The sequence below is a fragment of the Streptomyces sp. NPDC048370 genome, assembly GCF_043200825.1.
In the GTDB taxonomy this organism is placed as follows: domain Bacteria; phylum Actinomycetota; class Actinomycetes; order Streptomycetales; family Streptomycetaceae; genus Streptomyces.
Genome location: NZ_JBICYI010000013.1, coordinates 76,050 through 102,809, shown reverse-complemented (window position 1 = coordinate 102,809; position 26,760 = coordinate 76,050). Strand labels below are relative to the sequence as shown.

Sequence of the window (26,760 nt, the reverse complement as noted above, 5' to 3'; positions counted from 1 at the left end):
GCGGGACCAAGGGCCGGGAGCCGCCGGATCCGGAACCGCCGGATCGGGAACGGGTCGCCGCAGGCGCGCACCCGGCGCCGAGGAGACCTCATACCGGCAGGACCCGTACGCCCAGGCCGCCCCCCACGCCGGGGGCGACACGTACCCCCAGGGCGACACCTATGGCACGTACGTTCCCGGGGCGACCCAAGGGCGCCGGACCGGATACGCGCAGGGCACGGGCGCCGGCGTGTACGGGCAGGCGCCGAGCGGGTACGGACAGCAGCCCGCGCCCGGCGGTCGGCCCGTCTGGGACACGCCGATGCACGGCACCCCCGTCTACACCGCCCCCGCCGACACGGCCGTACGGGGCGGGCATCCCGAACACACCGAGACCCGGCCCGGGCCCGAGCGCTACGGCGACTGGCAGGGCCGCCGCCGGAACGCGCCGGCCGAGACCGCCGATGCGCCCCCGCCCCTCATCCCCGGCCAGCGCCGGGAGAGCGACCCGGACGACGAACCCGACGAGCAGCTCCCCGAGGAGGCCCCGGCCCGGACGGGCGGCAAGGGCCGTACGCTCACCGGCATCGCGGCCGCCGCCGTCACCACCGTCCTCGCCGTCGTCGTCGCCGGTCAGGTGGCCGACCGGGACTCCGGCGCGGCCGTCGCCCGGTCCGCCGAAGGGCCCACCGACCGGGCCGTCGACCAGGGCGGCACCTCCCGCTCCGACGACCGGCTGACGCCCTCCCACCCCGCGCCGCCCGCGGCCGCCGAACCCGCCGCGCCGCCCACGTACGAGCAGTTGATGGCCCGCCAGTACCCGATCGACCCGAAGCTCAAGGGCTCCGGCGAGTTCGAGGCCGTGGGCGGCTTCGACAAGGCGCCGGGCAAGGGGCGCAAGGTCCAGTACCGCGTCGACGTCGAGAAGGGGCTCGGCCTCGACCCGAAGCTCTTCGCCGACGCCGTGCAGAAGACCCTGAACGACGAGCGCAGCTGGGCCGGCAAGGGCGCCATGACCTTCGAGCGGATCTCCAGCGGGGACCCCGAGTTCGTGATCACGCTCGCCAGCCCCGGCACCACCGGCGTCTGGTGCGCCAAGTCCGACCTGGACACCACCGTCGACAACGTGTCCTGCGACTCCGCCTCCACCTCCCGCGTCATGATCAACGCCTTCCGCTGGGCGCAGGGTTCCGACACCTTCGGCGCGAAGGCGATGTTCGCCTACCGCCAGATGCTCATCAACCACGAGGTCGGCCACCGGCTCGGGCACAGCCACGTCACCTGCCGCACACCCGGCGCGCTCGCCCCCGTGATGCAGCAGCAGACCAAGTCGCTGGACATCGACGGCATCAAGTGCCGCCCCAACCCCTGGGTGCATCCCGGGAATTGACCCCGGCGGGGGAGTGCGCCGGGAATTCTTCCGGGGTCGTGGGCGTGGTCGTGGTCGTAGTTCTGGCCGTGTCGGCCGACGGGCGTTTTTCCTCGCGCGGTTCTTCATCGGATTCGGCATGGCCCACCGGTGTGGTCGTTCGGCTCTTTCCGCGTCCGGGTCATCGCCTCCCCCCGATTCCGCCCCTCAATCCGGCGGATTTCCTCGTGGCCGGAGCCTGACTCTGCGTACGCGAAACATCCCGTAGCGCGACGGAACGCGACCGGGGTGGGAAAGTTACGTGCATTCACCCCTTCCGGTGGCGCGACGGACAACCGTCCATCGCGCCACCGGTACATCCGCTTACGTTCATCCCGCTGCGAGTCGCCGGACCGAGGTGGCCGCGAGGCAAGCGAGATCGGGGGTGTACTCATGCGGATCGGACTGCTTACGGAGGGTGGCTACCCGTACGCCACGGGTGAGTCCAGGCTCTGGTGCGACCGGCTCGTGCGCGGGCTCGCGCCGCACGAGTTCGACGTGTACGCCCTCAGCCGCAACGCCCGCCAGGAAGAGGCTGGCTGGGTCGACCTGCCCCCGCAGGTCCGTTGCGTCCGCACGGCCCCGCTCTGGGCCCCCGAGGACGACGGCCACACCTACGGGCGGCGTGAACGGCGGCGCTTCGACGAGCACTTCGGCGCGCTGGTGACCGGGGTCTGCGCCGAGGACGACACGACCGGCGCCCCCTCCTTCGCCGAGGGGCTCTACGGCCTCGCCGACCTCGCCCGCGAGCACGGCGGCCTCTACGCCGCCCTGCGCTCCGAACGCGCCGTCCGCACCCTGGAGGCCGCCTGCCGCGCGCCCGGCGCGCGCCGGGGCGTGGCCGCCGCGACCGTCCCCGACTACCTCGACGTCGTCGACCAGCTGGAGCGCGCGCTGCGCCCGCTGTCGCTCGACTGGTACGGCGAGGACGGACTCGGCGCCGTCGACCTCTGCCACGCCGCCTCCGGCGGATCGGCGGCGCTGCCCGGCCTGTTGGCCAAACGCTTCTTCGGCACGCCCCTGCTGGTCACCGAGTACGGAGTCCAGCTGCGCGCGCACTACCTCGCCACCGGCGAAGCCCCCCGGTCCGCCCCCGTGCGCGCGCTGCTCGCCGCCTTCCAGGGACGGCTCGCGGGCGAGGTCTACCGCCAGGCCGCGCTCCTCACCCCCGGCAACACCCACGCCCGTCGCTGGCAGGAGAAGTGCGGCGCCGACCGCGCCAAGCTGCGCACGGTCTACCCCGGCATGGAGTCCGAGCGGTTCACCGAGGTCGGCGAGGACGAGGAGAGCGGTGACCCGGCGACGCTCGTCTGGGTCGGCCGGGTGGAGCCCGCCAAGGACCTCATCGCACTGCTCCACGCCTTCGCCGAGGTCCGCAGGGCGCAGCCCGACGTACGGCTCAGGATCATCGCCGCGCCGGTGCGCGAGCCGGGCGCGGACGCGTACGTCGCCCACTGCAGGGCGCTCGCGGCCCAGCTCTTCCCCGACGAGGCACCGGGGGCGCACGCCGTCGGCGAGAACCCGGTCTCCTTCGAGGAGATCGGCGGTCCGGAGGCGCCGACGCTCGCCGAGGCGTACGCGGCGGGCGCGGTGGTCGTCCTCTCCAGCGTCGTGGAGGGCTTCCCGATCAGCCTCGTCGAGGCGATGTTCTGCGCGCGGGCGACGGTCTCGACGGACGTCGGCGCGGTCGTGGAGGTCATCGGCGGCACCGGGCTCGTCGTGCCCCCGCGCAATCCGCGGGCGCTCGCCGACGCGTGCCTGGCGCTGTTGCGCGACCCCGAGCGCCGGTACCGCCTTGGCGCGGCGGCGCGGGCCCGCGCGCTCGAACTCTTCACCATCGAGCAGAACCTCGCGGCGTTCCGCGGGATCTACCTCGAACTTCTCTCCCACTCCCCGGTCCGCCGCCGCGCCGCGGAGGGCGTCCCCTTCGCCCACCCGGCGGAGGCGTACGTCCCCGGCATCTGGGCGGACAAGGCCGTGAGCGCCGCCACCGGAGCGGGAGACCCCGATGCCTGAAGGAGGCACCCCCATGCGCGGCCCCGCCGCCCCGACGAGCCCCGGCCCTTGGGACTCCCACTCGGAGACTCTCCTCGAGACGACGGCCCTGACGGTGGCCGTGACGGTCTCCGTGACGACGGACGGCCAGCCGACCGCGCCCGCGGTGTCCTCGCTGCCGTCCCCGTCGGTGCCGGTGGCGCCCGCGCCGGTGGCGCCCGTGCCTGCGCCGTCCGCGCCGGTGGCGCCCGCGGCGCCCGTGCCCGCCCAGTCCGCGCCGGTGGCGCCCGCGCCGGCCCCGCCGTCGGACCTCGATCTGCGGTCGCCCGTGGACGCCGTCGCCGACACCGTCCCGCTGCCCACGCCGACGCCCGCCCCGGCGGGCAAGGCCGCCCCGGCCCCCGCGCCCGCCCCCGACGCGGGACCCATAGTGGGCGGGGGGCGGCGGGGGCCCGCCGACCCCGTCAAGGCGCTCATGCACCGGCACCGGGAGCTGTGCGAACGGGCCGTCGATCCCCTGGAGATCGCGGCCGGGCTCGAAGCGCACGGGGTCACCGACCGGACCGCCGCGCGGTTCCGGCACCGGGACGTCTTCTCGCTCGCCGAAGAGCTCTACGCGCGCGTGCCGCGGGGAAACGGGGCGCCCGAGCGCCCCGCGCACGAGGCGGAGGCGAGCGCCGGGTGGGCCGGTTGGACCCTGGCCGCCCTGGCGCCCGGCGCCGTCGCCGCCCTCGCCCTCACCGGACTCGCCCTCACCCAAGGGCCCGTGCGCCTCGCCGTCGGCGTGGCCGGGGCCCTCGGTCTGGCCGCCGCGCTCGCCGTCGCCGTACGGCGCGGCCCCCTGCGCGCCGCCGGCCGCACCGTCCCCGCCGCCCGCGTCTGGACCCTCTGGCTCCTCGCGTACGCGCTCGGCGGGGACGGCCTCCTCCACGCCACGCTCACCGGAGGCCCCGACGGCACCTGGCCCGTCACCCCAGGACCGCTCCTCGGCCTCGCGCTCGCCGTCGCCCCCGCCGCCTGGTGCGCCCGGCTCTTCGCCGGCCGGGCCCGCCGCAGGCTCGCCACCAGCCGGGGCCTGGAGGACTTCGCGGTGGGCACCCGCCCCCTGCTCCTCGTCGCCGTCGCGCTCCATCTCGCCGCCCTCGCCGGCCTGCTGAGCCTGACCGGCTTCGCGTCCGGCGCCCTCGCCCTCGGCGCCCTGCTCCTGCTCGCCCGGCTCCTCACCGTCCACGGCTTCCCCGAGACCGCCGCCGGTGGCCTCGCCGCGGCCTGCGCCGGGGAGGCCCTCGCCCTCGCGAGCGTCCTCGCGGCCCGGGTCCCCGGCTGCGACGCCCTCGCCGCCCCCGTCCGCGCCCTGGTCGACACCTGGGGCCCCGGAGCCGTACCCACCCTCGTCTGCGGCGTCGCGGCGCTGGGCCTCCTCGCCCACGCCACCGCCAGCCTCTCGCGGGCCTCGGCCCACGCCCATCCCCGGGGCCGACGGCACACCGCCTCGCCGCGCACCCGTTGAACGCCCCCGAACACCCCATGAACCCCGGCGCACCCGCGGAGCCGACGCCGCGGGCGCACCCACCACGCAGGACCCATCCCAAGGAGACGAAAGAGACATGACCTCCCTACCCCCAGCACCGGCCGGTCGGCACGAAGGGGCCGCACGATGAGGGTGCTGCTGCTCGGAGCCAACGGGTTCCTCGGACGTTTCGTCGCCGACCGGCTGCTCGCCGACCCGGCGGTGCACCTCACCGCCCTCGGGCGCGGCGACGACGCCGACGTACGGTTCGACCTCGCCGGGGGCAGCCCCGGCGCGCTGACCCGCTTCCTGGACGCCGTCCACCCCGGAGTCGTCGTCAACTGCGCGGGTGCCACCCGCGGCGGGGCCCGCGAACTGACCCGGCACAACACCGTCGCCGTCGCCACCGTCTGCGAGGCTCTTCGCCGCAGCGGCTGCGGGGCCCGGCTCGTCCAGGTCGGCTGCGCCTCCGAGTACGGCCCCTCCCAGCCCGGCTCCTCCACCGCGGAGGACGCCGTGCCCCGCCCCGGCGGCCCGTACGGGGTCTCCAAGCTCGCCGCGACCGAACTCGTCCTCGGCTCCGGCCTCGACGCCGTCGTCCTGCGGGTCTTCTCACCCGTAGGCCCCGGCACACCCGCCGGCTCCCCGCTCGGCCGGCTCGCCGAGGCCATGCGCCGCGCGATGCAGGCGGGCGACGGCGAGCTCAAGCTCAGCGGCCTCGGCGTCCAGCGCGACTTCGTCGACGTAAGGGACGTCGCCCGCGCCGTCCACGCCGCCTCGCTCTCCGCCGCGCAGGGCGTCGTCAACATCGGCACCGGACGCGCCGTCAAGCTCCGTGACGCCGCCGCCGTCCTGGCCAGGGTCGCGGGCTACGCCGGGACCCTGCACGAGCTCGACGGCCCGCCCCAGCGGCCGATGATCGGCGCTCCGCGCACCGAGACCATCGCCGAACAGCTGGCCGCCGCGCCCTACCCGTACCCCGACGGCTGCGGCAGCTGGCAGCAGGCCGACGTGCGCACCGCCCGCGACCGGCTCGGCTGGCGGCCCCGGATCAACCTCGAGGAATCCCTCGCCGACATCTGGATGGAGGCGGCGTGCCGCATCTGACCACGCCCACGACGCTCACCGGGGCCGTCCAGGAGCGGGAGACGGGCTTCGGCGTCCCCGGCTACGCCCACCCGCTGCTCGCCCCCGTCGAATGGGCCGAACTGACCCGCCCAGGCACCCCCCTGCACTGGGCCGTGCTCAACGTCGCCGAGGGGCCGGGGGACCGGCCCGACCCGCACTGCCTGGAGGCGGCGGGCCGCCTCAAGAACGCGGGCGTGCGGGTGCTCGGGCACCTCGACCTCGCCCACGGTTCGCGCGACTTCGGCGAGATCGTCTCGGACGCCCATCGCTTCCTCGACTGGTACAAGGTCGGCGGCTTCTACCTGGACCGCTGTCCCACCGACCGGGCCGACCTGCCCGAGGTGCGGCGCGTCGCGGCCACCCTGGAGGCGGTGCTCGACGGCGAGGCCCACCTCGTCCTCGGCCACGGCACCCATCCGTACCCCGGCTACGCCGAGACGGCCGACCAGCTGGTCACGTTCCGCGGGCCGTGGACCGACTACCGCTGGTCGCAGGTGGCCGAGTGGACGGCGGAGTACCCGCCGGAGAAGTTCGTCCACCTCGTCCACGGGGTGCCGCGCAGCCACCTCGACGAGGCGATGCGGATCGCCCGCTGGCAGGGCGCGGGGACCATCTTCTTCACCGACCAGACCGGTCGAACGGACCACGACGGGCGAATCAGCGCATTCCAGACTCTGCCCGGCTACTGGGACGAAATCGTCTCGCGCCTTGGACCAGGTGTCTCGGAATGAGAAGGGCCGTGGCAGTGTTACGGGGAGAACAACCGTACTGACATACCGACCAACGGAGCCCCCGTGTCGCTGCCACCCCTGGTCGAGCCGGCTGCCGAGCTCACCGTAGACGAGGTCCGCAGGTACTCCCGCCACCTGATCATCCCTGATGTCGGGATGGACGGGCAGAAGCGGCTGAAGAACGCCAAGGTGCTCTGTGTGGGCGCCGGTGGCCTCGGTTCGCCGGCCCTGATGTACCTGGCCGCGGCCGGTGTGGGCACGCTCGGCATCGTGGAGTTCGACGAGGTCGACGAGTCGAACCTGCAGCGCCAGATCATCCACAGCCAGGCGGACATCGGCCGCTCCAAGGCGGAGTCCGCGAAGGACTCGGTCCTCGGCATCAACCCGTACGTGAACGTGATCCTCCACGAAGAGCGGCTCGAGGCCGAGAACGTGATGGAGATCTTCAGTCAGTACGACCTGATCGTCGACGGCACGGACAACTTCGCCACGCGCTACCTCGTCAACGACGCGTGCGTGCTCCTGAACAAGCCGTACGTCTGGGGCTCGATCTACCGCTTCGACGGCCAGGCCTCCGTCTTCTGGTCCGAGTACGGTCCCTGCTACCGCTGCCTCTACCCGGAGCCCCCGCCGCCGGGCATGGTCCCCTCCTGCGCCGAGGGCGGCGTCCTCGGCGTGCTCTGCGCGTCGATCGGCTCCATCCAGGTCACCGAGGCGATCAAGGTCCTCGCCGGTGTCGGCGACCCGCTGGTCGGCCGGCTGATGATCTACGACGCCCTGGAGATGCAGTACCGCCAGGTGAAGGTCCGCAAGGACCCGAACTGCGCGGTCTGCGGCGAGAACCCGACCGTCACCGAGCTCATCGACTACGAGGCCTTCTGCGGCGTCGTGTCCGAGGAGGCCCAGGAGGCGGCGGCCGGCTCGACGATCACTCCCAAGCAGCTCAAGGAGTGGATCGACGACGGCGAGAACATCGACATCATCGACGTTCGAGAGATCAACGAGTACGAGATCGTGTCGATCCCCGGCGCGCGACTGATCCCGAAGGGCGAGTTCCTGATGGGCACCGCCCTGCAGGACCTGCCGCAGGACAAGCGGATCGTCCTGCACTGCAAGACGGGTGTCCGCAGTGCGGAAGTCCTCGCCGTGCTCAAGTCCGCGGGCTTCGCGGACGCGGTGCACGTCGGCGGCGGCGTGATCGGCTGGGTCCACCAGATCGAGCCCGACAAGCCGGTCTACTAGGGTCTTTCGTTTGGGTCAGGCCGGATCAGGGAGCGGGGTCTGGTGCCGTGCATCGCAAGGCGGAGGAGGGCGTCATGGCGGAGCCATGGCAACCGACGACAACGCGGCGAGGCGCGGTGCCAGGGCCCGCGAGCCCGGCATGATCCAAACGAGAGGCCCTAGATCCGCGTACGGACGAGAGAAGGGCCCCGGACCTGGCGATCAGGTCCGGGGCCCTTCCCCATGTCTCCGGGGATGTCTCAGGACGTGGTCACGAGCAGCGCGTGCCGTACGCCGGGACCTTGCCGTCCAGGAGGTACGCGTCGATCGTCCGCGTCACGCACGCCGACGTGCCGTACGCGCCGTGGCCCTCGCCCTCGTTGCTGACCAGGACGCCCACGCCCGCGCCCAGCTCCTTCGCCATCCGCTCGGCCCCTTCGTACGGGGTCGCAGGGTCGCCGGTCGTCCCGACGACCAGGATCGGTCCCGCGCCGGGCGCGCTCGCCTCCGGGTCGGCCCGCTCGCCCTTCACCGGCCACTCGGCGCACCAACCGGCCGTGTCCCAGGCCAGGAACGGGCCGAAGACGGGCGACAGCTTCCGGAACTCCGGCAGCACGGCCTTCACCTGCGCGACCGTCGGACGCCCGCTGGAGTCGGCGCAGGAGATCGCCCGCTGGGAGTGGGACTGGGTGCCGTAGTGGCCCGTCTCGTCGCGGTCGTTGTAGGCGTCCGCGAGGCGCAACAGGCCGGAGCCGTCGCCGCTCTCGGCCTTCGTGAGGGCCGAGGTCAGCAGGGGCCAGCTGCTCTCGGAGTAGAGCGTGATCGCGATGCCGGTGAGCGCGAGGCCGTCGGTCAGCTTCCGGTCGCCGACGGTCAGCGGCTCCCGGTCCAGCTTCTCCAGGAGGCGGACGATCCGGGCGTTGCCCTGGGCGGCGGTCCCGCCCGTGCTCTTGAAGTAGTTGTCCAGGGCCCGCTGGAAGCCGATCGCCTGGTTGCGGGCGTGGCCCGTGGAGTCGGCCGCCGGGTCGACCACCGCGTCGAGGACGGTCCTGCCGACCCGGGACGGGAAGAGGTGGGCGTAGGCGGCGCCGAGCTCGGTCCCGTAGGAGATGCCGAAGTAGTTCAGCTTCTCGTCGCCGAGGACGTGCCGGATCAGGTCCAGGTCGCGTGCGGTGTTGGAGGTGGTGGTGTGCGGGATGAGCGTGCCGGAGCGGCGGGCGCACCCGTCGCCGAAGGCGGCGCCGTCGGCGACGTACGCGGCCTCCTCGGCCGCCGTGTCCGGCGTGACGTCCGTACCGGCCTCGGCGGCGGCCAGCTCCTTGTCGTCGCGGCAGACCACACCGGAGCTGCGGGCGACGCCGCGCGGGTCGAAGGAGACCAGGTCGTAGCGGCGGTTCAGGCCGGCGTAGTCCTGGGCCGCGCGGGGGAGGTAGTCGACGCCCGAGGCGCCCGGGCCGCCGAAGTTGAAGAGCAGGGAGCCGGTCCGCGCGTCCTTGTCGCGGGCCTCCTTGCGGATCAGCGCGATGGTGAGGGTCTCGCCGTCGGGCTTGGTGTGGTCGAGCGGGACGCGGACCCCGGCGCAGCGCCAGTCGGCGCCGGGCCGCTCGCCGCCCTCGGGGGCGGCGCAGCGCTTCCACTCGGGGCGCTGACCGGTGAGCGAGGCGGGGAGCGCGGGCGCGTTCGGCGCCTTGGGGTCCGTGGAGGGCGGGGACGTACGGCTGGTGGTGTCGGCGGGCGTCCGGGCGCTCGTACACCCGGCGACCAGCAGCCCGGTGACGGCCAGGGCCGCCACCCGTATCCATCTGGACAAAGCAACCCCCGTGATCCGGACCGGAAGCCGCCATCCTAGGGGCCCGGCCGGGTCACGGGTGGGGTGGCTCCTCCTCGCGGACCGTCACGTGCAGATCGTCACTCGCCCACTGTCACTTGCCGACCGTCACTCGCCGACTGTCACTCGCCGACCGTCTACTTGCAGACCGTGCCTGAGGCCGGCACCTTCCCGTCCAGGAAGTAGTTGTCGACGAGGGCCTGCACGCAGGCGTTGCCCGCGTTGTACGCGCCGTGGCCCTCGCCCTCGTACGTCAGCTCCACGCCGACGCCGTCGCCGAGCGCCTCCACCATCGCCCGCGTGCCCTCGTACGGTGTCGCCGGGTCGCCCGTCGTGCCGAGCACGAGGATGGGGGCGGAGCCGGGCGCGGAGACGTCGGGGTGCTCCCAGGTGCCGGGGACCGGCCACTGCGAGCAGCCCGAAAGCGCCCAGCCCATGTAGTTCCCGAAGACCGCCGAGGTCTTACGGAACTCCGGCAGCCGCTCCTTGGCCTGGCCGAGGGTGTACCGCTCCTTGAAGTCCACGCAGTTGATGGCCGCGTTGGCCGCCTGGATGTTGCTGTAACTGCCGTTCGGGTCACGGCCGTTCATGGAGTCCGAGAAGGTGAGGAGCAGCCCGCCCTCGCCGCCGTCGGCATCGTCGAGGCCCTGCTCCAGGTACTGCCAGAACTCCTTGGAGTACAGGGTCTGCGCGATGCCGTTGGTGGCCTGTGTCTCGGTGAGCTTCCGGTCGCCGATGCCGGCGATCGGCTTCTTGTCGAGCTCGGCGAGCAGGTCGACGATGAACCCCTCGATCTCGGCGACCGTCGAGCCGGGCAGCGTGCACTCGTCGCCGCGCGCCACGCAGTCCTTCGCGAAGTTGTCCAGGGCGAGCTGGAAGCCCTTGGCCTGGCCGAGGGCGCCCGCCTCGGTGCCCGCGTTCGGGTCGACGACCGCGTCGAAGAGGGCGCGGCCGACGTTCTTCGGAAACATGTGGGCGTACACGCCGCCGAGTTCCGTGCCGTACGAGATGCCGAAGTAGTGGAGCTTGTCGTCGCCGAGGACCTGGCGCATCAGGTCCATGTCGCGGGCGGCGTTCTCGGTGCCGACGCGCGGGAGCATGGCGCCGGACTCCTTCTCGCAGCCGGCGGCGTACCTCTTCTGCGCGTCGGAGAGGGTCCGTTCCTCTGCGGCGTCGTCGGGGGTGAAGTCCAGGGCGTAGTAGGCGTCCAGCTCCTCGTCGCTCAGACAGTTGACGTCCTCGCTGCGGCCGACGCCCCTGGGGTCGAAGGAGACCAGGTCGTAGCGGGTGCGGAGCTTCTCGTAGTCCGGGGCGAAGGACGGCAGCGCGGTGACGCCGGAGCCGCCGGGGCCGCCGAAGTTGTAGATCATGGAGCCGATGCGCTTGTCCTGGTCGCGGGCCCGGGCGCGGATCAGGGCCAGCTCGATGGTCTCGCCGTCGGGCTTGGCGTAGTCGAGCGGCGCGTCCATGAAGGAGCACTCCCACGGGGTGCCGCCGGGGAGCGGCGAGGGCGCCTGCCCGCCGCCCTCGGCCGGGGAGGGCGGCGGGCAGGGCGCCCACTCCAACTGCTGCGCCGCGAGTCCGGCGAGATCGGTGGGCCGGTCCGACGCCTCGTCGTTGTCTCCGCCGTCCGAACATCCGGCGACGAGCAGCACGGTGGTCGCGGTGAACAGGACGGCGCGCTGCGCGGCGGAGATCGGCATAGAGCCATGGTCCGCCGGACCCCGTTCCCCCGCGCGGGCGAGTGGGCCAGCCGGGGGAGGGGTCGCCGCTGGGGGCTGTCCGGCGGATCATGGCCGGACAGGCCCTATGCGGCGTGGACGAGCTGGATCAGGTTTCCGCAGGTGTCGTCGAAGACCGCCGTCGTGACGTTGCCCATGGCCAGCGGGTCCTGGGTGAACCGCACGCCGCGCGCGGTCAGCCGGTCGAACTCCGCCTGTACGTCGTCGACGGCGAAGGAGGCGAGCGGAATGCCGTCGTTGAACAGCGCCTCGCGGTACGGCTTCACGGCGGGGTGCCCCTGCGAGGGCTCCAGGAGCAGTTCGGTCCCGTCCGGGTGCTCGGGGGAGACCACGGTCAGCCACAGGGCCGGGCCCAGGGGGATCTCGTGCTTCAGCTGGAAGCCGAGGACGTCGGTGTAGAAGGCCTGCGCCTTCTTCTGGTCGTCGACGTAGATCGGGGTCAGATGGATCCTCATGGGGTGCTCTCCGGTGTGTCGGGGGGTGTGTCCGGCCTGAGCCACCGGGTCACGATGCGCTCGAGCGGTCCGGTCTGGAGGTCGTGGAACTTGTAGCGGCCTTCGCGCCGCGTCAGCAGCAGACCCGCCGATTCCAGTACGGCCAGGTGCTGGCTGATCGCCTGACGGGACAGCCCCACGCCGTGCTTGGTCACCAGTCGTGTGCATATCTCGAAAAGGGTCTGGCCGTCCCGGTCCACCAGCTCGTCGAGGATGAGCCGGCGGGTGGGGTCGGCCAGCGCCTTGAAGACATCATCAGCCATGCCCCCACGATAGGCAAGTGATGACTTGCCTATCAACTAGAGGCCCCGCCGGCCCTTGAGCTCCCGCCCTGCAACCCCTACAACCCCTACAACCCCTACAACCCCTACAGGGCTCCCCGCTTCGTCAGCCAGTTGAAGCAGATCCAGCCCGGCAGCACCGGCAGCCACAGCGTCAGGAGCCGGTACAGCAGCACCGCCGGGGTCGCGACCTCCAGCGGGAGGCCGACCGCCACCAGGCCGAAGGTCAGCGCGCCCTCGACCGCGCCCACACCGCCCGGGGTCGGGGCCGCGGAGCCGAGGGCGTTGCCCGCGAGGAAGACGACGGCCACGCTGGCGTAACTCAGCCCCTGGGCGTCGTGGCCGAACGCGCGGATCGACGCGTCCAGGCAGAGCACGAACACACCGGTCAGGAGCAGCATGCCGCCGATGCCCGTGAGCAGCTTCAGCGGCCGCTGGAGCACGTCCAGCATGCGCGGCACGACACCCGCGAAGAGCGAGCGCAGCCGCGTCGAGACGAACTTCCGCATGAACGGGATCGCCGTCACCACGAGGACGAGCACCGCCACCGTCAACAGACCGGCGATGACCGTCCGGGACGGGGTGAACGACTGCGACTTCTCCGTACCCGTCAGATAGCCGAAGGCGAGCAGGAGCAGGATGTGCGCGCCGAGCCCGAACAGCTGCGACGCGCCGACGCTCGCCACCGCGAGCCCCGGCCGCACCCCCGAGCGCTGGAGGAACCGGGTGTTCAGCGCGACACCGCCGACCGCCGCCGGGGCGACGATCTTCACGAACGACCCGGCCACCTGCGCGACCACCGTCCGCCAGAACCCGACCCGCTCCGGTACGAAGCCGAGCAGGCTCATCGCGGCGGCGACATAGCTCAGCGCCGAGAACAGCACGGCCGCCGCGACCCACCGCCAGTCCGCCGAGCTGATCGTCGACAGCGGCGTCCGGGCGATCTGCGAGAGCAGGAAGTACGCGGCGACGGCGCCGGCGATGAGGCTGATGAGCGTGCGCGGCTTGATCCGCTCCAGACGGACGGGTTCGACCGGCGCCTGCGGCCGGATCAGCAGCACCTGTTGGCGGATCTGCGCCAGCAGGTCCTCCTCGCGGGCGTCGTCGAGCGCCTCGTCGATGGCCCGCTTCTCGGCCTGCTTCTCCGCCTTCTCCAGCTTCCGGTCGGACTTGCGGTCGATCTTGGAGTCGACCGCGCCGGTCCCCGGTTCGGCCGCCGCGGCCTCCACCCGGGCCCGCTTCGCCGCCTGCGAGGCTTCGATGACGGCCTCGCGTTCGCGCTTCGACCGCTCGCGGGCCAGTTTCCTGAGCGTCGCGCGCGTGGAGCGGCTGAGCGCGATCGGCTGGAGGAGGGGGAGACAGTCGGCGATGGCGTCAGGGCCGAGCACGTCGACGGCCCCGGCCACGGCACGCTCGGCGCCGACGCGCAGGCCGAGGGTGGTGAGGAGCTGGGCGATGTCCATCCGCAGGACCAGGTCGCCCGCGGCGATCTCACCGCCCCGCAGGTCCGTCAGGATGACCTTGCCGGAACGATCCACCAGAATCGCGTCACCTGTGAGCCTCCGGTGCGCGATCCGGCGGGACTGCAGCGCCCGCACCTGACGCCAGGAGCTCTGCACCAGCTCGTCGGTGATCTCGGCGTCGTCCAGCGAGTCCAGGGTTCGGCCGCCCAGGTGCTCGTAGACGAGCATCACGGCGTCCGGTCCGAGCTCCGAGGTGGCGATCAGCTTGGGCGCGTTGGCCCCGGCGGCGATCGCCGCGTACGCGAGCAGCGCCTCCTGCTCCAGGGCCTGGCGCAGCGAGACGATCGAGCGGCGGGTGGTGATCGCCCGCAGGGTCAGTCGGCGCCACGCGCGGTAGAAGAAGCCGTGCGCCTGCTGCTCGCGGTCGACGACCGTGACGTCGAGCGGAGCGCCCTCCTCCAGCGTGACGATGTACCGGCGGCCCCGGTCCGCGCTGTCGGCGGAGTCCGGCACGCCCGCACCCTCGGCGCGCAGCGCCGTGACCGGCTTGAAGCCGACCCGCCGCAGACCGGCGAGGAGGGTCTGCCCGGTGGGGCGGACGTTGGGGGAGCCGACGGCGTACAGCGTTCCGTACGCGACGGTCCAGCCGATCAGCACCGTCAGGATGACCGAGAACGCGGTGGTGTACCCGGCGACCAGCATCGTGAACGCGTCGAGCAGCAGCACCGCCCACAGGCTCACGCGCCAGCGCGGCCGGCGGGCCATGCCGACGGCCGTCATGTACGCGATGACGGGCGCGAGGTAGTTGTGCACCGGGTCGGTGAGACCGCCCCCGGTCGCGGCCTGGGTCAGCGCGTCCTGGATGGTGGCGGGCGCGGCCTTGGCGACCCAGAGGTCGGTGGCGAGGGTGACCCCGTGGGCGAGGACGGCGGCGAGGACGCCGTCGGCGATCCGCAGTCCGTCGCGTTTGATCAGCCGCTCGATGGCGAAGGCGACGGGGACGAGCAGGACGGCGATGCTGGAGACGAGCCCGGCGATCTTGACGAAGACGTCGGGGGCACCGCCCGCGCCCTTGTTGATGTCCTCCTCCAGACCGGAGGTGGTGCCGTGGGCGAAGGCGGCGATGGCGATGACGACGGCGATGGCGAGGACGCCGATGAGCAGCCGCATCAGGTCGGAGGGCCGGTGCACACGGGCGGCGAGCAGCGGCTCGTCCTGCGACACGCGCTCGCTCGGCTCGCCCTCGGGGACGGAGTCCGGGACGAGCTCGGGGGAGGGGCCGTGACCGAGTCCGTGAGCCCGGGCGCCGTGGGGGGCGGACGGGCTGGGCGTGGCGGGCGCGGCGGGCGCGGGCGTTCCGGGGGCGGGCGTGCCGTGGGCGGGCGTGCCGGGGCGCGCCTCCTCCTCAGGAGGCTGAGCGTCGTGCCCCATCACCATGTCCGTCTCTGCCTGTGTCGTACGTACCGCGTGTTCCGAGTGTTCCGGGCGTTTGTCGCCTTGTTCGAATTGTTGTTCTTCTTGTTCGTCTTGTCGCTCTTGATCTCGTATCACCAGTCACCGCCCGGATGATGGTGGCATGAAGCGGGGCCCCACGGAGGCAACAGGGCGTTGTCGGTGGGGTGAGGCAGGATGGGGCGGATGAGCGTGGAGGAGCTTCCGGAGTACGCGGAACGGGTCCTGGAGGTCGCGGAGCTGATCCCGCCGGGCCGCGTGATGACGTACGGAGACGTGGCCGAGTGGCTCGGCGAGGGCGGCCCGCGTCAGGTCGGCCGTGTGATGGCCCTCTACGGCGGGGCGGTGCCGTGGTGGCGCGTGGTGCGCGCGGACGGCGCGCTCCTGCCGGGCCACGAGCTGCGGGCCCTCGGCCATTACCGCGACGAGGGCACCCCGCTGCGGGAGGCCGGCCGGTCCGCCGAGGGGCATGTGCCGAAGCTCGACATGCGACGGGCACGGTGGGACGGGCAGGACGGCGGGGCGGGCGGCGCCGGCGGTGTGGGCGGGGCCGAACGCGGCGGTGGCGGCGCGGACGGGGAGCTGCGTGCGGGAACTCACACGTGACAGCTTTGCCCATGGCCGGACGGGTCGGACGGGCCGATGACCGTACGGAGGCCCGTACGGAGTACGGCACGGGTGCCCTCCGTATCCCGTAACGTCGTCGTTCGCCCCGTACACCTCTCCACCTCTCCACCATGTCGCTCACTTCGCTCAGGACCGGTCGATCCACGTGAGTTCCTCCTCCACCACCCGGCGTACGCCGTACCAGGGGCGGACCACGGGCGCGTACCGACTGGTGCGTACCGTCCCGGAGCGGGTGGATCCCCCTGTCCTTGACGCAACGCAGCGCGAAGTGGTTGACCACGCCGGCGGACCGCTGCTCGTCCTCGCCGGACCGGGCACGGGAAAGACGACGACGCTGGTGGAGGCGGTCGCGGCCCGGATCGAGAAGGGCGCGGACCCGGAGCGGCTCCTCGTCCTCACCTTCAGCCGCAAGGCGGCGGTCGAACTGCGCGACCGGATGGCCGTGCGGCTCGGAGGGGTACGGCCGCCGCAGGCGACCACCTTCCACTCGTACTGCTACGCCCTGATCCGCGCGCACCAGGACGCGGAGCTGTTCGCGGAGCCGCTGCGGCTGCTGTCGGGACCGGAGCAGGACCTCGCCGTACGGGAGCTTCTCGCCGGCCAGATCGACCTGGCGAAGGCGGGGCTCGCGCGGGTGCGGTGGCCCGACGAACTGCGGGCCTGCCTGACGACCCGGGGCTTCGCCGACGAGGTACGGGCGGTCCTCGCGCGCTCCCGTGAGCTGGGGCTGGGGCCGCGGGCGCTCGCGGAGTTCGCCCAGCGCGTGGGGCGGCCCGACTGGAAGGCGGCGGCCGGCTTCCTTGCGGAGTACCTGGACGTCCTGGACCTCCAAGGGGTCCTCGACTACACGGAGCTGGTGCACCGGGCGGTGCTGCTCGCGGAGCGGGTGACGCTGCCGGACTACGACGCTGTCTTCGTCGACGAGTACCAGGACACGGACCCGGCGCAGGTGCGGCTGCTGCGGGCGCTGGCGGGGGGCGGGCGCACGGTGGTCGCCTTCGGCGACCCGGACCAGTCGATCTACGCCTTCCGGGGCGCGGACGTGAACGGCATCCTCGACTTCCCCGACACCTTCGCGGGCCCGGACGGGCGTCCGGCGGAGGTCCGGGTCCTGACGCGCTCCCGGCGCTCGGGCGCGGAGCTGCTCGCCGCGACCCGGGAGCTCACCCGGCGCATGCCGATGCCCCGGCTGCCCGCCGACAAGGTCCGCGCGCACCGCGACCTGGCGGCGGTGCGCGACGGCGGCCGGGTGGAGGTCTTCACGTACCCGACGGCCTCCACGGAGTCCGACAACATCGCCGACCTCCTGCGCCGCGCCCACCTGGAGGACGGCGTCCCCTGGCAGGACATGGCGGTCCTGGTCCGCGCGACCTCCACCGTCCCGGCCCTCCGCCGCGCCCTCACCTCCGCCGGCGTCCCCCTGGAAACGGACACCGCCGACACCCCCCTCCGCCACGAACCAGCGGTGGCCCCGCTCCTGCTGGCCTTGCGCGCGGCGGCGACGACCTCGACCACCGGTCGGGGTGACCAGGGCGTACGGTTCGACGCCGACGCCGACGCCGACGCCCACGCTGACGGCGATGCCGACGCGGCGACCGACGGCATGGTCGCTGGTGACGCTCTTGGCGGTGACGCGCCCACCAGCGAGGCGCCCACCGGCGACGCCCCCCACCCCGAGTCCCCCGTCTGGCTCGACACCGAGACCGCGCTCTCCCTCCTCGCCTCGCCGCTCGCCGGGATGGACCCCGCCGACCTGCGGCGGCTCGGGCGGGCGCTGCGGGACGAGGAGCGGGCCGGGGGGAACAAGGTGCCGCCGCCCTCCGACGTGCTGCTCGCCCGTGCGCTCGCCGAGCCCGAGCGGCTCGTCGCGCACGACCAGTCGTACGCCCGGGGCGCCAAGCGCCTCGGCGAGCTGCTCCAGCAGGCCCGTAACCGCCTCGCCGCAGGCGGCACCGCCGAAGAGGCCCTCTGGCTGCTCTGGAACGGCACGCCCTGGCCCGGTCGCCTGGAGCGCGCCGCGCTCCGGGGCGGCCCGGCCGGCCGCAACGCCGACCGTGACCTCGACGCCGTCTGCGCGCTCTTCGAGACCGCCGCCCGCGCCGAGGACCGCGTCGGCGGCCGCGGCGCCCTGAACTTCCTCGAAGAGCTCGACGCCCAGGACATCGCCGCCGACACCCTCTCCAAGCGCCAGACCCGCCCCGACGCCGTCCGCCTCATGACCGCCCACCGCGCCAAGGGCCTCGAATGGAGCCTCGTCGTCGTCGCCGGCGTCCAGGAGGGCCTCTGGCCCGACCTGCGCCGCCGCGGCTCCCTCCTGGAGGCCGACCGCATCGGCCGCGACGGCCTCGCCGAACCCCTCACCCCCGGCGCCCTCCTCGCCGAGGAACGCCGCCTCTTCTACGTCGCCGCCACCCGCGCCCGCGACCGGCTCGTCGTCACCGCCGTCAAGACCCCCGCCGACGACGGCGACCAGCCCTCCCGCTTCCTCACCGAACTCGGCCCCGAACCCAAGGACGTCACCGGCCGCCCCCGCCGCCCCCTCGCCGTCGCCGCGCTCGTCGCCGAGCTGCGCGCCACGACCGTCGACCCGGCCGCGTCCGACGCCCTCCGCGACGCCGCGGCGCAGCGCCTCGCCCAGCTCGCCGCGCTCACCGACGACGAGGGCCAGCCGCTCGTCCCGGCCGCCCACCCCGACCGCTGGTGGGGCCTCTTCGAGCCCACCCGCAGCCAGGTGCCGCTCCGTGACCGCGACCACCCCGTCGCCCTCTCCGGCTCGGCCCTCGACCAGCTCGCCAACACCTGCGCCCTGCAGTGGTTCCTCGGCCGCGAGGTCAAGGCCGCCGCCCCCGCCACCGCCGCCCAGGGCTTCGGCAACGTCGTCCACGTCCTCGCCGACGAGGTCGCCTCCGGCCGTACCCCCGCCGACCTCGACGTCCTCATGGCCCGCCTCGACTCGGTCTGGGACGCACTCGCCTTCGACGCCCCCTGGAAGTCCGACCAGGAGAAGCAGCACGCGCGCGTGGCGCTGGAACGCTTCCTGCGCTGGCACGTCATGGACCGCGGCGGCCGCGCCCCCGCCGCCACCGAGCACGACTTCGACGTGACCCTCGAAGCCGGCGCGTACGAGGTCCGCATCCGCGGCTCCATGGACCGCGTCGAGACCGACGAGCACGGCCGCGCGTACGTCGTCGACTTCAAGACCGGCAAGTCCGCGCCCACCAAGGACGAGGTCGCGCACCACCCCCAGCTCGCCGTCTACCAGCTCGCGGTACGCGAAGGAGCCCTGGACGAGGTCTTCGACGGCCGGCGCCCGGAGCCCGGCGGCGCCGAACTCGTCCAGCTGCGCCAGCCCGCCCCCAAGAAGGAGGGCGGGGAGTCCCTCCCGAAGGTCCAGGCACAGGAACCCCTCGCGGGGGAGTGGGTCGGCGACCTGCTGGCCACCGCCGCCGGCCGGGTCCTCGACGAGCGCTTCACCCCCAGCACCGGCCAGCACTGCACCCACTGCACCTTCCGCTCCGCGTGCAGCGCCCAGCCGGAGGGCCGCCACATCGTGGAGTGACGGTCCCGATACGGGCTCGCCCGAAGTCGCGGCCGCCCGCCGCCGGGGTCACCCTGGTGGGTGAACGGGGGAATCCGCGAGGAGGCTCGCCATGGCGCCGTCCACCCCCCACGGCAGGACCACCCCCCAACCCAGGACCACCAGCATCACCCCCCGCCACAGGGCCCGTACCGCGGCGGCGGCCGTCTGCGCGGCGGCGACGGTCGCGGCAGCCGGGCTCGTCGCCCCCGCCGCCTGGGCGCAGCCGGGACCGGCAGCGGCCACCGCGGCCACCGCCGCCCTCGCCCCCACGCCCGACCCCTTCGAGAACCTGACCGCCGACCAGATCGCCGACCGGGGCGTCGACGCCACCCAGTCCGCGACCTCCCTGCGGATGACCGGCCGGGTCGTGTCCGAGGACCAGCCCCTGGACATCGACATCGCGCTCGACGACAAGAACAACTGCACCGGGGCGATGAAGGTCGGCGGCGGCAAGGCCGAGCTGCGCCAGGCCGACCGGATCACGTACCTGAAGGGCGACGAGAAGTTCTGGCGCACCTCCATGACCTCCCAGGGCGTACCCCCGCCCCAGATCGACGCCACGATCGAACTCGTCAAGGGACGGTGGCTGAAGATCACGCCGGGGCAGGCGGGCAGCAGCGACCTGAGCGGGGTCTGTGACCTCGACGCGCTCCTCGCCGACCTCGGCGACGACAAGGGCGAACGCCAGGGCCTGACCAGGGGACCGGACGCCGAGGTCCGGGGGACGCCCGTCGCGACCGTCGTGAAGAAGAAGCCCGGTGGCGAGACGACCACGGTGTCCGTCGCGCAGGAGGGCAAGCCCTACATCCTCAAGATGGTCAAGACGGGCGGCGACGAACCGGGCTCCGTCGAGCTCTCCGACTACGACAAGCCGGTCAAGGTCGTCGTACCCCCGGCGGACGAGACGGTGGACCTGACGAAGTTGGACCCGGGCACGCCCGCGTGACCCCGTGCTTCAGCGCGCGGGTCGGCGCTGTCAGTGGTCCCGGTTAGCCTCTCTGAGGTGACCGCACGCATCACCGACCCCGAGCAGCTCAAGGAGCTCCTCGGCATCCCGTTCACCCCGGAGCAGACGGCCTGCATCATCGCGCCGCCCGCCCCGCAGGTCATCGTGGCCGGAGCCGGTTCCGGCAAGACGACGGTGATGGCCGCCCGGGTGGTCTGGCTGGTCGGCACGGGCCAGGTAGCGCCTGAACAGGTCCTCGGCCTGACCTTCACCAACAAGGCCGCAGGCGAGCTCGCCGAACGCGTCCGCACCGCCCTCGTCCGGGCCGGCGTGACCGACCCCGACGTCATCGACCCGGCCCACCCGTCACCCGACCACCACCCCTCAACGACGGCGGTTCCCGCCGACCCCTACTACATGCCGGGCGAGCCCCGCATCTCCACGTACCACGCCTTCGCCGGCCAGCTGCTGACCGACCACGGCCTGCGCATCGGCCTGGAGCCCACCTCCCGCCTCCTCGCCGACGCCACCCGCTACCAGCTCGCCGCGCGCGTGCTGCGCGAGGCGCCCGGACCGTACCCGGCGCTCACCAAGTCCTTCCCGACGCTCGTCAGCGACCTCCTCGCCCTCGACGCGGAGCTCGCCGAACACCTCGTACGGCCCGAGGAGCTGAGGGCGTACGACTCCGAGCTGCTCGACACGCTCTCCCGCGCCAAGCTCACCAACGCCGACCTGCGCAAGGTCCCCGAAGCGGCCGCGGCCCGCCGCGAACTGCTCGACCTCGTCGTCCGCTACCGCGCCGCCAAGCGCTCCCGTGATCTGCTCGACTTCGGCGACCAGATCGCCCTCTCCGCCGAGCTCGCCACCACGCGCGCGGAGGTCGGCGCGATCCTGCGCGACGAGTTCCGGGTGGTGCTCCTGGACGAGTACCAGGACACGTCCGTCGCCCAGCGACTGCTGCTCTCCGGCCTGTTCGGCGGCGGTACGGGACACGCCGTCACCGCGGTCGGCGACCCCTGCCAGGCGATCTACGGCTGGCGCGGCGCCTCCGTCGCCAACCTGGACGACTTCCCCGCCCACTTCCCGTACGAGGACGGCACCCCCGCCACCCGGTACGCCCTCTCCGAGAACCGGCGCAGTGGCGGCCGTCTCCTCGACCTCGCCAACGGGCTCGCCACGCCCCTGCGGGCCATGCACGCGGGCGTGGAGGCGCTGCGCCCGGCCCCGGGCGCGGAGGCCGACGGCTCGGTACGGATCGCCCTGCTCCCCACCCACGCCGAGGAGATCGACTGGCTCGCCGACTCCCTCGCCCACCTGGTCCGTACGGGCAAGGAGCCCGGCGAGATCGCGGTGCTGTGCCGGACCGCGACCGACTTCCCCGCCATCCAGGCCGCGCTGGTCGCCCGTGACGTGCCCGTCGAGGTCGTCGGCCTCTCCGGGCTGCTCCACCTCCCCGAGATCGCCGACCTGGTCGCCGTCTGCGAGGTCCTCCAGGACCCCGGCGCCAACGCCTCCCTGGTCCGCCTCCTGACCGGCCCCCGCTGGCGCATCGGCCCCCGCGACCTCGCGCTCCTGGGCCGCCGCGCCCGGCTGCTCGTCCACCGCGAGCGCGCCGGGGACGAGGAGGCCGACGCCGACGAGCGGCTCGCGGCGGCGGTCGAGGGCGTCGACCCGGCCGAGGTCGTCTCGCTCGCCGACGCGCTCGACACCTTCCTGGACTCCGGCGGGGAGGACGACGGCCTGCCGTTCTCGGCCGAGGCCCGGGTCCGCTTCGCCCGGCTCGCCGCCGAGCTGCGCTCCCTGCGCTCCTCGCTCGCCGACCCCCTGATGGACGTCCTGCACCGGGTCCTCGCCACCACGGGCCTGGAGGTCGAACTCTCCGCCTCCCCGCACGCGCTCGCCGCCCGCCGCCGCGAGACCCTCTCGAACTTCCTCGACATAGCGGCCGGTTTCGCCTCCCTGGACGGCGAGGCGACCCTCCTGGCCTTCCTCGGCTTCCTGCGCACGGCCGCGCAGTACGAGAAGGGCCTCGACAACGCCCTCCCGGGCGGCGAGAACACGGTCAAGGTCCTCACCGCGCACAAGTCCAAGGGCCTGGAGTGGGACGTCGTGGCGGTCCCCGGTCTGGTCACCTCCCAGTTCCCGAGCACCAGGTCCCGCGAGTCATGGACCTCCCAGCCACAGGTCCTCCCGCACGCCCTGCGCGGCGACGCGCCGACGCTGCCGGAGATCACCACCTGGGACGCGGCCTCCCTGAAGACCTTCAAGGAGGCGATGCGCGACCACCAGAACACCGAGGAACTCCGCCTCGGCTACGTGACCTTCACCCGCCCCCGCTCCTTCCTCCTCGCCTCGGCCCACTGGTGGGGCCCGTCCCAGAAGAAGCCCCGCGGCCCCTCGGCGTTCCTCCACACCCTGTACGACCACTGCGCGGCGGGCTTCGGCGAGATCGAGGCCTGGTCGGACGAACCGGAAAAGGACGCGGAGAACCCGACCCTCAAGGAACACACCCAGGACCAGGCCTGGCCGCTCCCGCTGGACGAGACGTCTCTCCACCGCCGAAGGAAGGCAGCGGAACACGTCCGTGCCGCGTTGTGGGCAATCGTTCCGCAGGCCGGAACCGGTGGGCACAACGCCACGGACGTGCTGCCCGCGCAAGGGCCCGCCCCCCAGGACCCCGAGGACCTCTGGCCCGACGAGGAGCCTCTCTGGGAGGACGAACCTCCCTGGGACGACGAGCCCCCGGCCGACGAGGTCCCGGCTGACGAGATCCCCGCCCCCCGAGCCCCCGAGCGGGTGCTCACCCTGGAGGACCAGAAAGCGATCGCCTCCTGGGACCGCGACCTCACCGCCCTCACCACAGAACTCCGGCGCACCCGCGCCACCACCCGCGACGTCCACCTCCCCGCCTACCTCTCCGCCTCCCAGGTCCTCCGGCTCGCCGCCGACCCCCACGGCTTCGCCCAGGATCTGGCCCGGCCCATGCCCCGGCCCCCGCAGCCCGCCGCCCGGCGCGGGACGCGGTTCCACGCGTGGGTGGAGTCGCGGTTCGAGGAGCTGCCGCTCCCCATGCTCGGCCCGGACGAGCTCCCCGGCGGCGAGGAGTTCGCCGGCGAACCGGAGATCGTGGACGAGCGGGACCTCGACGCCCTCAAGGACGCCTTCGCCCTCACCCCGTACGCCCACCGCACCCCGTACCGCGTCGAGGTCCCCGTGCACCTCACGCTCGCGGGCCGGGTCGTCCGGGGCAGGATCGACGCCGTCTACCGCGACCGGGACACCGGCGCGTACGAGATCGTCGACTGGAAGACCAGCCACCTCCGCACCGCCGACCCCCTCCAGCTGGCGATCTACCGCCTCGCCTGGGCCGAGCAGCACGGTCTCGATCCCGACGAGGTCGCCGCCGCCTTCGTGTACGTCCGCACGGGTGAGGTCGTACGCCCCAGGGCGCTCCCCGGCCGCCCCGAGCTGGAGGGGATCCTGCTGGGCCGGCGCACCTCTGGCGCCGGATAGGCTCAGGAGCATGAGCGAGACCCCGGACAGCGCCGTCCAGACCGTGCGTACCCATGCCGTGCGTACGTACATCGAGCAGCACCGTGCCGCCTTCCTCGACGACCTCGTCGACTGGCTGCGCATCCCCTCGGTGTCGGCGCAGCCCGCCCACGCCGAGGACGTACGGCGCAGTGCGCGGTGGCTCGCGGACAAGCTGTCCGCGACGGGGTTCACGACGGTCGAGATCTGGGAGACGGCCGGCGCGCCCGCCGTCTTCGCCGAGTGGCCCTCCGGCGACCCGGACGCCCCGACCGTCCTCGTCTACGGGCACCACGACGTCCAGCCCGCCGCCCGCGAGGACGGCTGGCACACCGACCCGTTCGAGCCGCACGTCACGGACGGCCGGATGTACGCGCGCGGTGCCGCCGACGACAAGGGTCAGGTCTTCTTCCACACCCTCGGCGTCCGCGCCCACCTCGCCGCGACCGGACGCACCGCGCCCGCCGTCAACCTCAAGCTGGTCGTCGAGGGTGAGGAGGAGTCCGGTTCGCCGCACTTCCGCGCCCTCGTCGAGGCCCACGCGGACCGGCTCGCCGCCGACGCGGTGATCGTCTCGGACACCGGCATGTGGTCCGAGGACACCCCGACGGTCTGCACGGGCATGCGCGGCGTCGCGGACTGCGAGATCGAGCTGTACGGCCCCGACCAGGACATCCACTCCGGTTCCTTCGGCGGCGCAGTGCCCAACCCGGCCACCGTCGCCGGTCGCCTGGTCGCCGCCCTGCACGACGAGGACGAGCGGGTCGCCATCCCCGGCTTCTACGAGGGCGTCACCGAGCTCTCCGACGCCGAGCGGGCCCTCGTCGCCGAGCTGCCCTTCGACGAGTCGGCCTGGCTGACCACCGCCAAGTCCCACGGCACCCTCGGCGAGGCCGGCTTCTCCACCCTGGAGCGCGTCTGGGCCCGCCCCACCGCCGAGGTCAACGGCATCGGCGGCGGCTACCAGGGCCCCGGCGGCAAGACGATCGTCCCGGCCTCCGCCCAGCTGAAGCTCTCCTTCCGGCTGGTCGCGGGACAGGACCCGGACAAGATCGAACTGGCCGTACGCGACTGGCTCGCCGCCCGCGTCCCCGCCGGCATCCGGTACGAGATCGTCTTCGGCGCCCCGACCCGGCCCTGCCTCACCCCGCTCGACCACCCGGCCCTCAAGGCGGTCGCGGGCGCGATGAGCCGCGCCTTCGACGGCGCCAAGGTCCGCTACACCCGCGAGGGCGGCTCGGGCCCCGCCGCCGACCTCCAGGACGTCCTGGGCGCCCCGGTGCTGTTCCTCGGCATCTCGGTGCCGTCCGACGGCTGGCACGCCCCCAACGAGAAGATCGAGCTCGATCTCCTCCTCAAGGGCGTCGAGACCGCCGCCCATCTGTGGGGCGACCTGCCCGCCGCCCTGCGAAGCTCAGCCGCGCGATGAACCCACACAACGATCCGGGGGAGTTGGAAGTACCTGTGTCCACCTTGAACAGCCAGTTCGCGGACCGGCCGATCTCGCTCACCGCCCCGAGCGGCATCGACCGCGCCGCCCACCACCGTCTCGACGAGGCCTGGCTCGCGGCGGCCTGGAGCCACCCCACGACCCGGGTCTTCGTCGTGTCCGGCGGCCAGGTGCTGATCGACGACACCCCCGAGGGGCGCACCGAACTCGTCATGACCCCGGCCTTCGAGGCCCCGGTCACCGAGACGCACCGCTACTTCCTGGGCACCGACGAAGACGGCGTCTCCTACTTCGCCCTCCAGAAGGACTCCCTGCCCGGCCGCATGGACCAGTCCGCCCGGCCTGCGGGGCTGCGCGAGGCGGGCCTGCTGCTGTCGCCGCGCGACGCGGGCCTCATGGTGCACGCCGTCGCCCTGGAGAACTGGCAGCGCCTGCACCGCTTCTGCTCCCGCTGCGGCGAGCGCACGGTCATCGCGGCCGCAGGGCACATCCGCCGCTGCCAGGCCTGTGGCGCCGAGCACTACCCGCGGACCGACCCGGCCGTGATCATGCTGGTCACGGACGACCAGGACCGCGCACTCCTCGGCCGCCAGGTGCACTGGCCGGAGGGACGCTTCTCGACTCTCGCGGGCTTCGTCGAGCCCGGCGAGTCGATCGAGCAGTCGGTGGTGCGCGAGGTCTTCGAGGAGGCCGGTGTCACCATCGGCGAGGTCGAGTACATCGCCAGCCAGCCCTGGCCGTTCCCGTCCAGCCTGATGCTGGGCTTCTTCGCGCACGCCACCTCCTCGGAGATAAACGTGGACGGCGAGGAGATCCACGAGGCCCGCTGGTTCTCCCGCGAGGAGCTGGCCGCCGGCTTCGAGTCGGGCGAGGTGCTGCCCCCGTACGGCATCTCGATCGCCTCCCGGCTGATCGAGCTCTGGTACGGCAAGCCGCTCCCGAAGCCGGGCGACGTGGTCTGAGAGAACGGAACAGCCCCCGCCGGCGGTGCCGGACGGGGGCTGTTTTCAGCCAGGAGGGCCAGGAGCCCAGGGGCTCGGGCGCTCAGACGCCGACCTTCTGCTTGACCTGCGCGAGCGACGGGTTCGTCAGCGTCGTGCCGTCGGCGAAGAGGACGGTCGGCACGGTCTGGTTGCCGCCGTTGGCCTTCTCCACGAACGCGGCCGACTCGGGGTCCTGCTCGATGTTGATCTCCGTGTACGCGATGCCCTCGCGGTCCATCTGGCTCTTCAGCCGACGGCAGTAGCCGCACCACGTGGTGCTGTACATCGTCACAGTGCCCTGCATGGCCTGGCGCTCCTCTGTTCGCGGGGTGGGTGCCGAGGAGAAGAACGTACGCGCTGCCGTCACCATTCCCGAATTCGTATGACCGGAGCGCCGGGCCTGTGGACAAC

At 73.2% G+C, this 26,760-nt stretch carries 18 protein-coding genes; 12 read left to right on the top strand and 6 right to left on the bottom strand.

Going from position 1 to position 26,760, the window contains the following annotated elements; genetic code table 11:
- The first annotated feature begins 301 nt into the window (after positions 1-301).
- The 6 genes from ACGFYP_RS26085 (at position 302) to moeZ (ending at position 7,993) form a co-directional block, all read left to right on the top strand.
- On the top strand, positions 302-1,369 hold the full coding sequence (locus tag ACGFYP_RS26085) for a DUF3152 domain-containing protein (protein ID WP_393498134.1): 1,068 nt from the start codon (positions 302-304) through the stop codon (positions 1,367-1,369).
- 411 nt (positions 1,370-1,780) lie between these two features.
- Positions 1,781-3,403, top strand: a complete 1,623-nt coding sequence (locus ACGFYP_RS26080; RefSeq protein WP_393498131.1) for a DUF3492 domain-containing protein — start codon at positions 1,781-1,783, stop codon at positions 3,401-3,403.
- 13 nt (positions 3,404-3,416) lie between these two features.
- Positions 3,417-4,892, top strand: coding sequence for a hypothetical protein (locus ACGFYP_RS26075; RefSeq protein WP_393498128.1), 1,476 nt, complete (start codon positions 3,417-3,419; stop codon positions 4,890-4,892).
- 147 nt (positions 4,893-5,039) lie between these two features.
- Positions 5,040-5,999 carry an NAD-dependent epimerase/dehydratase family protein gene (locus ACGFYP_RS26070; RefSeq protein WP_361964195.1) on the top strand — a complete coding sequence of 320 codons (960 nt, stop codon included), beginning with the start codon at positions 5,040-5,042 and terminating at the stop codon, positions 5,997-5,999.
- Positions 5,987-6,751: a spherulation-specific family 4 protein gene (locus ACGFYP_RS26065; protein WP_393498124.1), complete on the top strand. Its 765-nt coding sequence runs from the start codon at positions 5,987-5,989 to the stop codon at positions 6,749-6,751. Before ACGFYP_RS26070 ends, ACGFYP_RS26065 begins: the two co-directional genes overlap by 13 nt.
- Positions 6,752-6,814: 63 nt before the next feature.
- The gene (moeZ, locus tag ACGFYP_RS26060) at positions 6,815-7,993 is read left to right on the top strand and encodes an adenylyltransferase/sulfurtransferase MoeZ (RefSeq protein ID WP_361964193.1); all 1,179 of its coding nucleotides are present in this window, start codon (positions 6,815-6,817) and stop codon (positions 7,991-7,993) included.
- A 250-nt stretch (positions 7,994-8,243) separates the two neighbouring features.
- Here moeZ and ACGFYP_RS26055 read toward each other — a convergent pair whose 3' ends face one another.
- The 5 genes from ACGFYP_RS26055 to ACGFYP_RS26035 form a co-directional block, all read right to left on the bottom strand.
- Complete coding sequence (locus ACGFYP_RS26055; RefSeq protein WP_393498119.1) at positions 8,244-9,782, bottom strand: alpha/beta hydrolase; 1,539 nt, start codon at positions 9,780-9,782, stop codon at positions 8,244-8,246.
- A 155-nt stretch (positions 9,783-9,937) separates the two neighbouring features.
- Positions 9,938-11,503, bottom strand: a complete 1,566-nt coding sequence (locus tag ACGFYP_RS26050; RefSeq protein ID WP_393498116.1) for an alpha/beta hydrolase — start codon at positions 11,501-11,503, stop codon at positions 9,938-9,940.
- 104 nt (positions 11,504-11,607) lie between these two features.
- The gene (locus tag ACGFYP_RS26045; protein WP_393498113.1) at positions 11,608-11,997 is read right to left on the bottom strand and encodes a VOC family protein; all 390 of its coding nucleotides are present in this window, start codon (positions 11,995-11,997) and stop codon (positions 11,608-11,610) included.
- Positions 11,994-12,299 (bottom strand): metalloregulator ArsR/SmtB family transcription factor, encoded by a 306-nt coding sequence (locus ACGFYP_RS26040; protein ID WP_361964186.1) that lies wholly within the window; start codon positions 12,297-12,299, stop codon positions 11,994-11,996. Before ACGFYP_RS26040 ends, ACGFYP_RS26045 begins: the two co-directional genes overlap by 4 nt.
- 104 nt (positions 12,300-12,403) lie before the next feature.
- A complete protein-coding gene (locus ACGFYP_RS26035; RefSeq protein WP_393498109.1) occupies positions 12,404-15,211 on the bottom strand; it encodes a YbhN family protein in 2,808 nt (935 codons plus the stop codon).
- 198 nt (positions 15,212-15,409) lie between these two features.
- Between ACGFYP_RS26035 and ACGFYP_RS26030 the strand changes: the two genes are divergently transcribed.
- The 6 genes from ACGFYP_RS26030 to nudC all read left to right on the top strand — a co-directional run bounded on the left by ACGFYP_RS26030 (position 15,410) and on the right by nudC (position 26,328).
- Positions 15,410-15,838 carry an MGMT family protein gene (locus ACGFYP_RS26030; protein WP_393498104.1) on the top strand — a complete coding sequence of 143 codons (429 nt, stop codon included), beginning with the start codon at positions 15,410-15,412 and terminating at the stop codon, positions 15,836-15,838.
- Between the two features lie 166 nt (positions 15,839-16,004).
- Positions 16,005-19,418, top strand: a complete 3,414-nt coding sequence (locus ACGFYP_RS26025; RefSeq protein ID WP_393498101.1) for an ATP-dependent helicase — start codon at positions 16,005-16,007, stop codon at positions 19,416-19,418.
- Between the two features lie 91 nt (positions 19,419-19,509).
- The gene (locus ACGFYP_RS26020) at positions 19,510-20,385 is read left to right on the top strand and encodes a hypothetical protein (RefSeq protein ID WP_393498098.1); all 876 of its coding nucleotides are present in this window, start codon (positions 19,510-19,512) and stop codon (positions 20,383-20,385) included.
- Positions 20,386-20,442: 57 nt separating this feature from the next.
- Positions 20,443-23,898, top strand: a complete 3,456-nt coding sequence (locus tag ACGFYP_RS26015) for a UvrD-helicase domain-containing protein (protein WP_393498095.1) — start codon at positions 20,443-20,445, stop codon at positions 23,896-23,898.
- A gap of 10 nt (positions 23,899-23,908) precedes the next feature.
- On the top strand, positions 23,909-25,345 hold the full coding sequence (locus ACGFYP_RS26010; protein ID WP_393498092.1) for a dipeptidase: 1,437 nt from the start codon (positions 23,909-23,911) through the stop codon (positions 25,343-25,345).
- 35 nt (positions 25,346-25,380) lie between these two features.
- Positions 25,381-26,328 carry an NAD(+) diphosphatase gene (nudC, locus tag ACGFYP_RS26005; protein WP_361964172.1) on the top strand — a complete coding sequence of 316 codons (948 nt, stop codon included), beginning with the start codon at positions 25,381-25,383 and terminating at the stop codon, positions 26,326-26,328.
- 82 nt (positions 26,329-26,410) lie between these two features.
- On the opposite strand, the gene ACGFYP_RS26000 is transcribed toward nudC, so the two are convergent.
- A complete protein-coding gene (locus ACGFYP_RS26000) occupies positions 26,411-26,653 on the bottom strand; it encodes a mycoredoxin (RefSeq protein ID WP_355108293.1) in 243 nt (80 codons plus the stop codon).
- Between the last annotated feature and the right edge of the window lie 107 nt (positions 26,654-26,760).

Bases quoted from the DNA above. Each gene is read 5' to 3' on its own strand.
- ACGFYP_RS26085 (WP_393498134.1), top strand. From the start codon at position 302: ATGCACGGCACCCCCGTCTACACCGCCCCCGCCGACACGGCCGTACGG.
- ACGFYP_RS26080 (WP_393498131.1), top strand. From the start codon at position 1,781: ATGCGGATCGGACTGCTTACGGAGGGTGGCTACCCGTACGCCACGGGT.
- ACGFYP_RS26075 (WP_393498128.1), top strand. From the start codon at position 3,417: ATGCGCGGCCCCGCCGCCCCGACGAGCCCCGGCCCTTGGGACTCCCAC.
- ACGFYP_RS26070 (WP_361964195.1), top strand. From the start codon at position 5,040: ATGAGGGTGCTGCTGCTCGGAGCCAACGGGTTCCTCGGACGTTTCGTC.
- ACGFYP_RS26050 (WP_393498116.1), bottom strand. From the start codon at position 11,503: ATGCCGATCTCCGCCGCGCAGCGCGCCGTCCTGTTCACCGCGACCACC.
- ACGFYP_RS26045 (WP_393498113.1), bottom strand. From the start codon at position 11,997: ATGAGGATCCATCTGACCCCGATCTACGTCGACGACCAGAAGAAGGCG.
- ACGFYP_RS26040 (WP_361964186.1), bottom strand. From the start codon at position 12,299: ATGGCTGATGATGTCTTCAAGGCGCTGGCCGACCCCACCCGCCGGCTC.
- ACGFYP_RS26035 (WP_393498109.1), bottom strand. From the start codon at position 15,211: ATGGGGCACGACGCTCAGCCTCCTGAGGAGGAGGCGCGCCCCGGCACG.
- ACGFYP_RS26030 (WP_393498104.1), top strand. From the start codon at position 15,410: ATGGGGCGGATGAGCGTGGAGGAGCTTCCGGAGTACGCGGAACGGGTC.
- ACGFYP_RS26020 (WP_393498098.1), top strand. From the start codon at position 19,510: ATGGCGCCGTCCACCCCCCACGGCAGGACCACCCCCCAACCCAGGACC.
- ACGFYP_RS26010 (WP_393498092.1), top strand. From the start codon at position 23,909: ATGAGCGAGACCCCGGACAGCGCCGTCCAGACCGTGCGTACCCATGCC.
- ACGFYP_RS26000 (WP_355108293.1), bottom strand. From the start codon at position 26,653: ATGCAGGGCACTGTGACGATGTACAGCACCACGTGGTGCGGCTACTGC.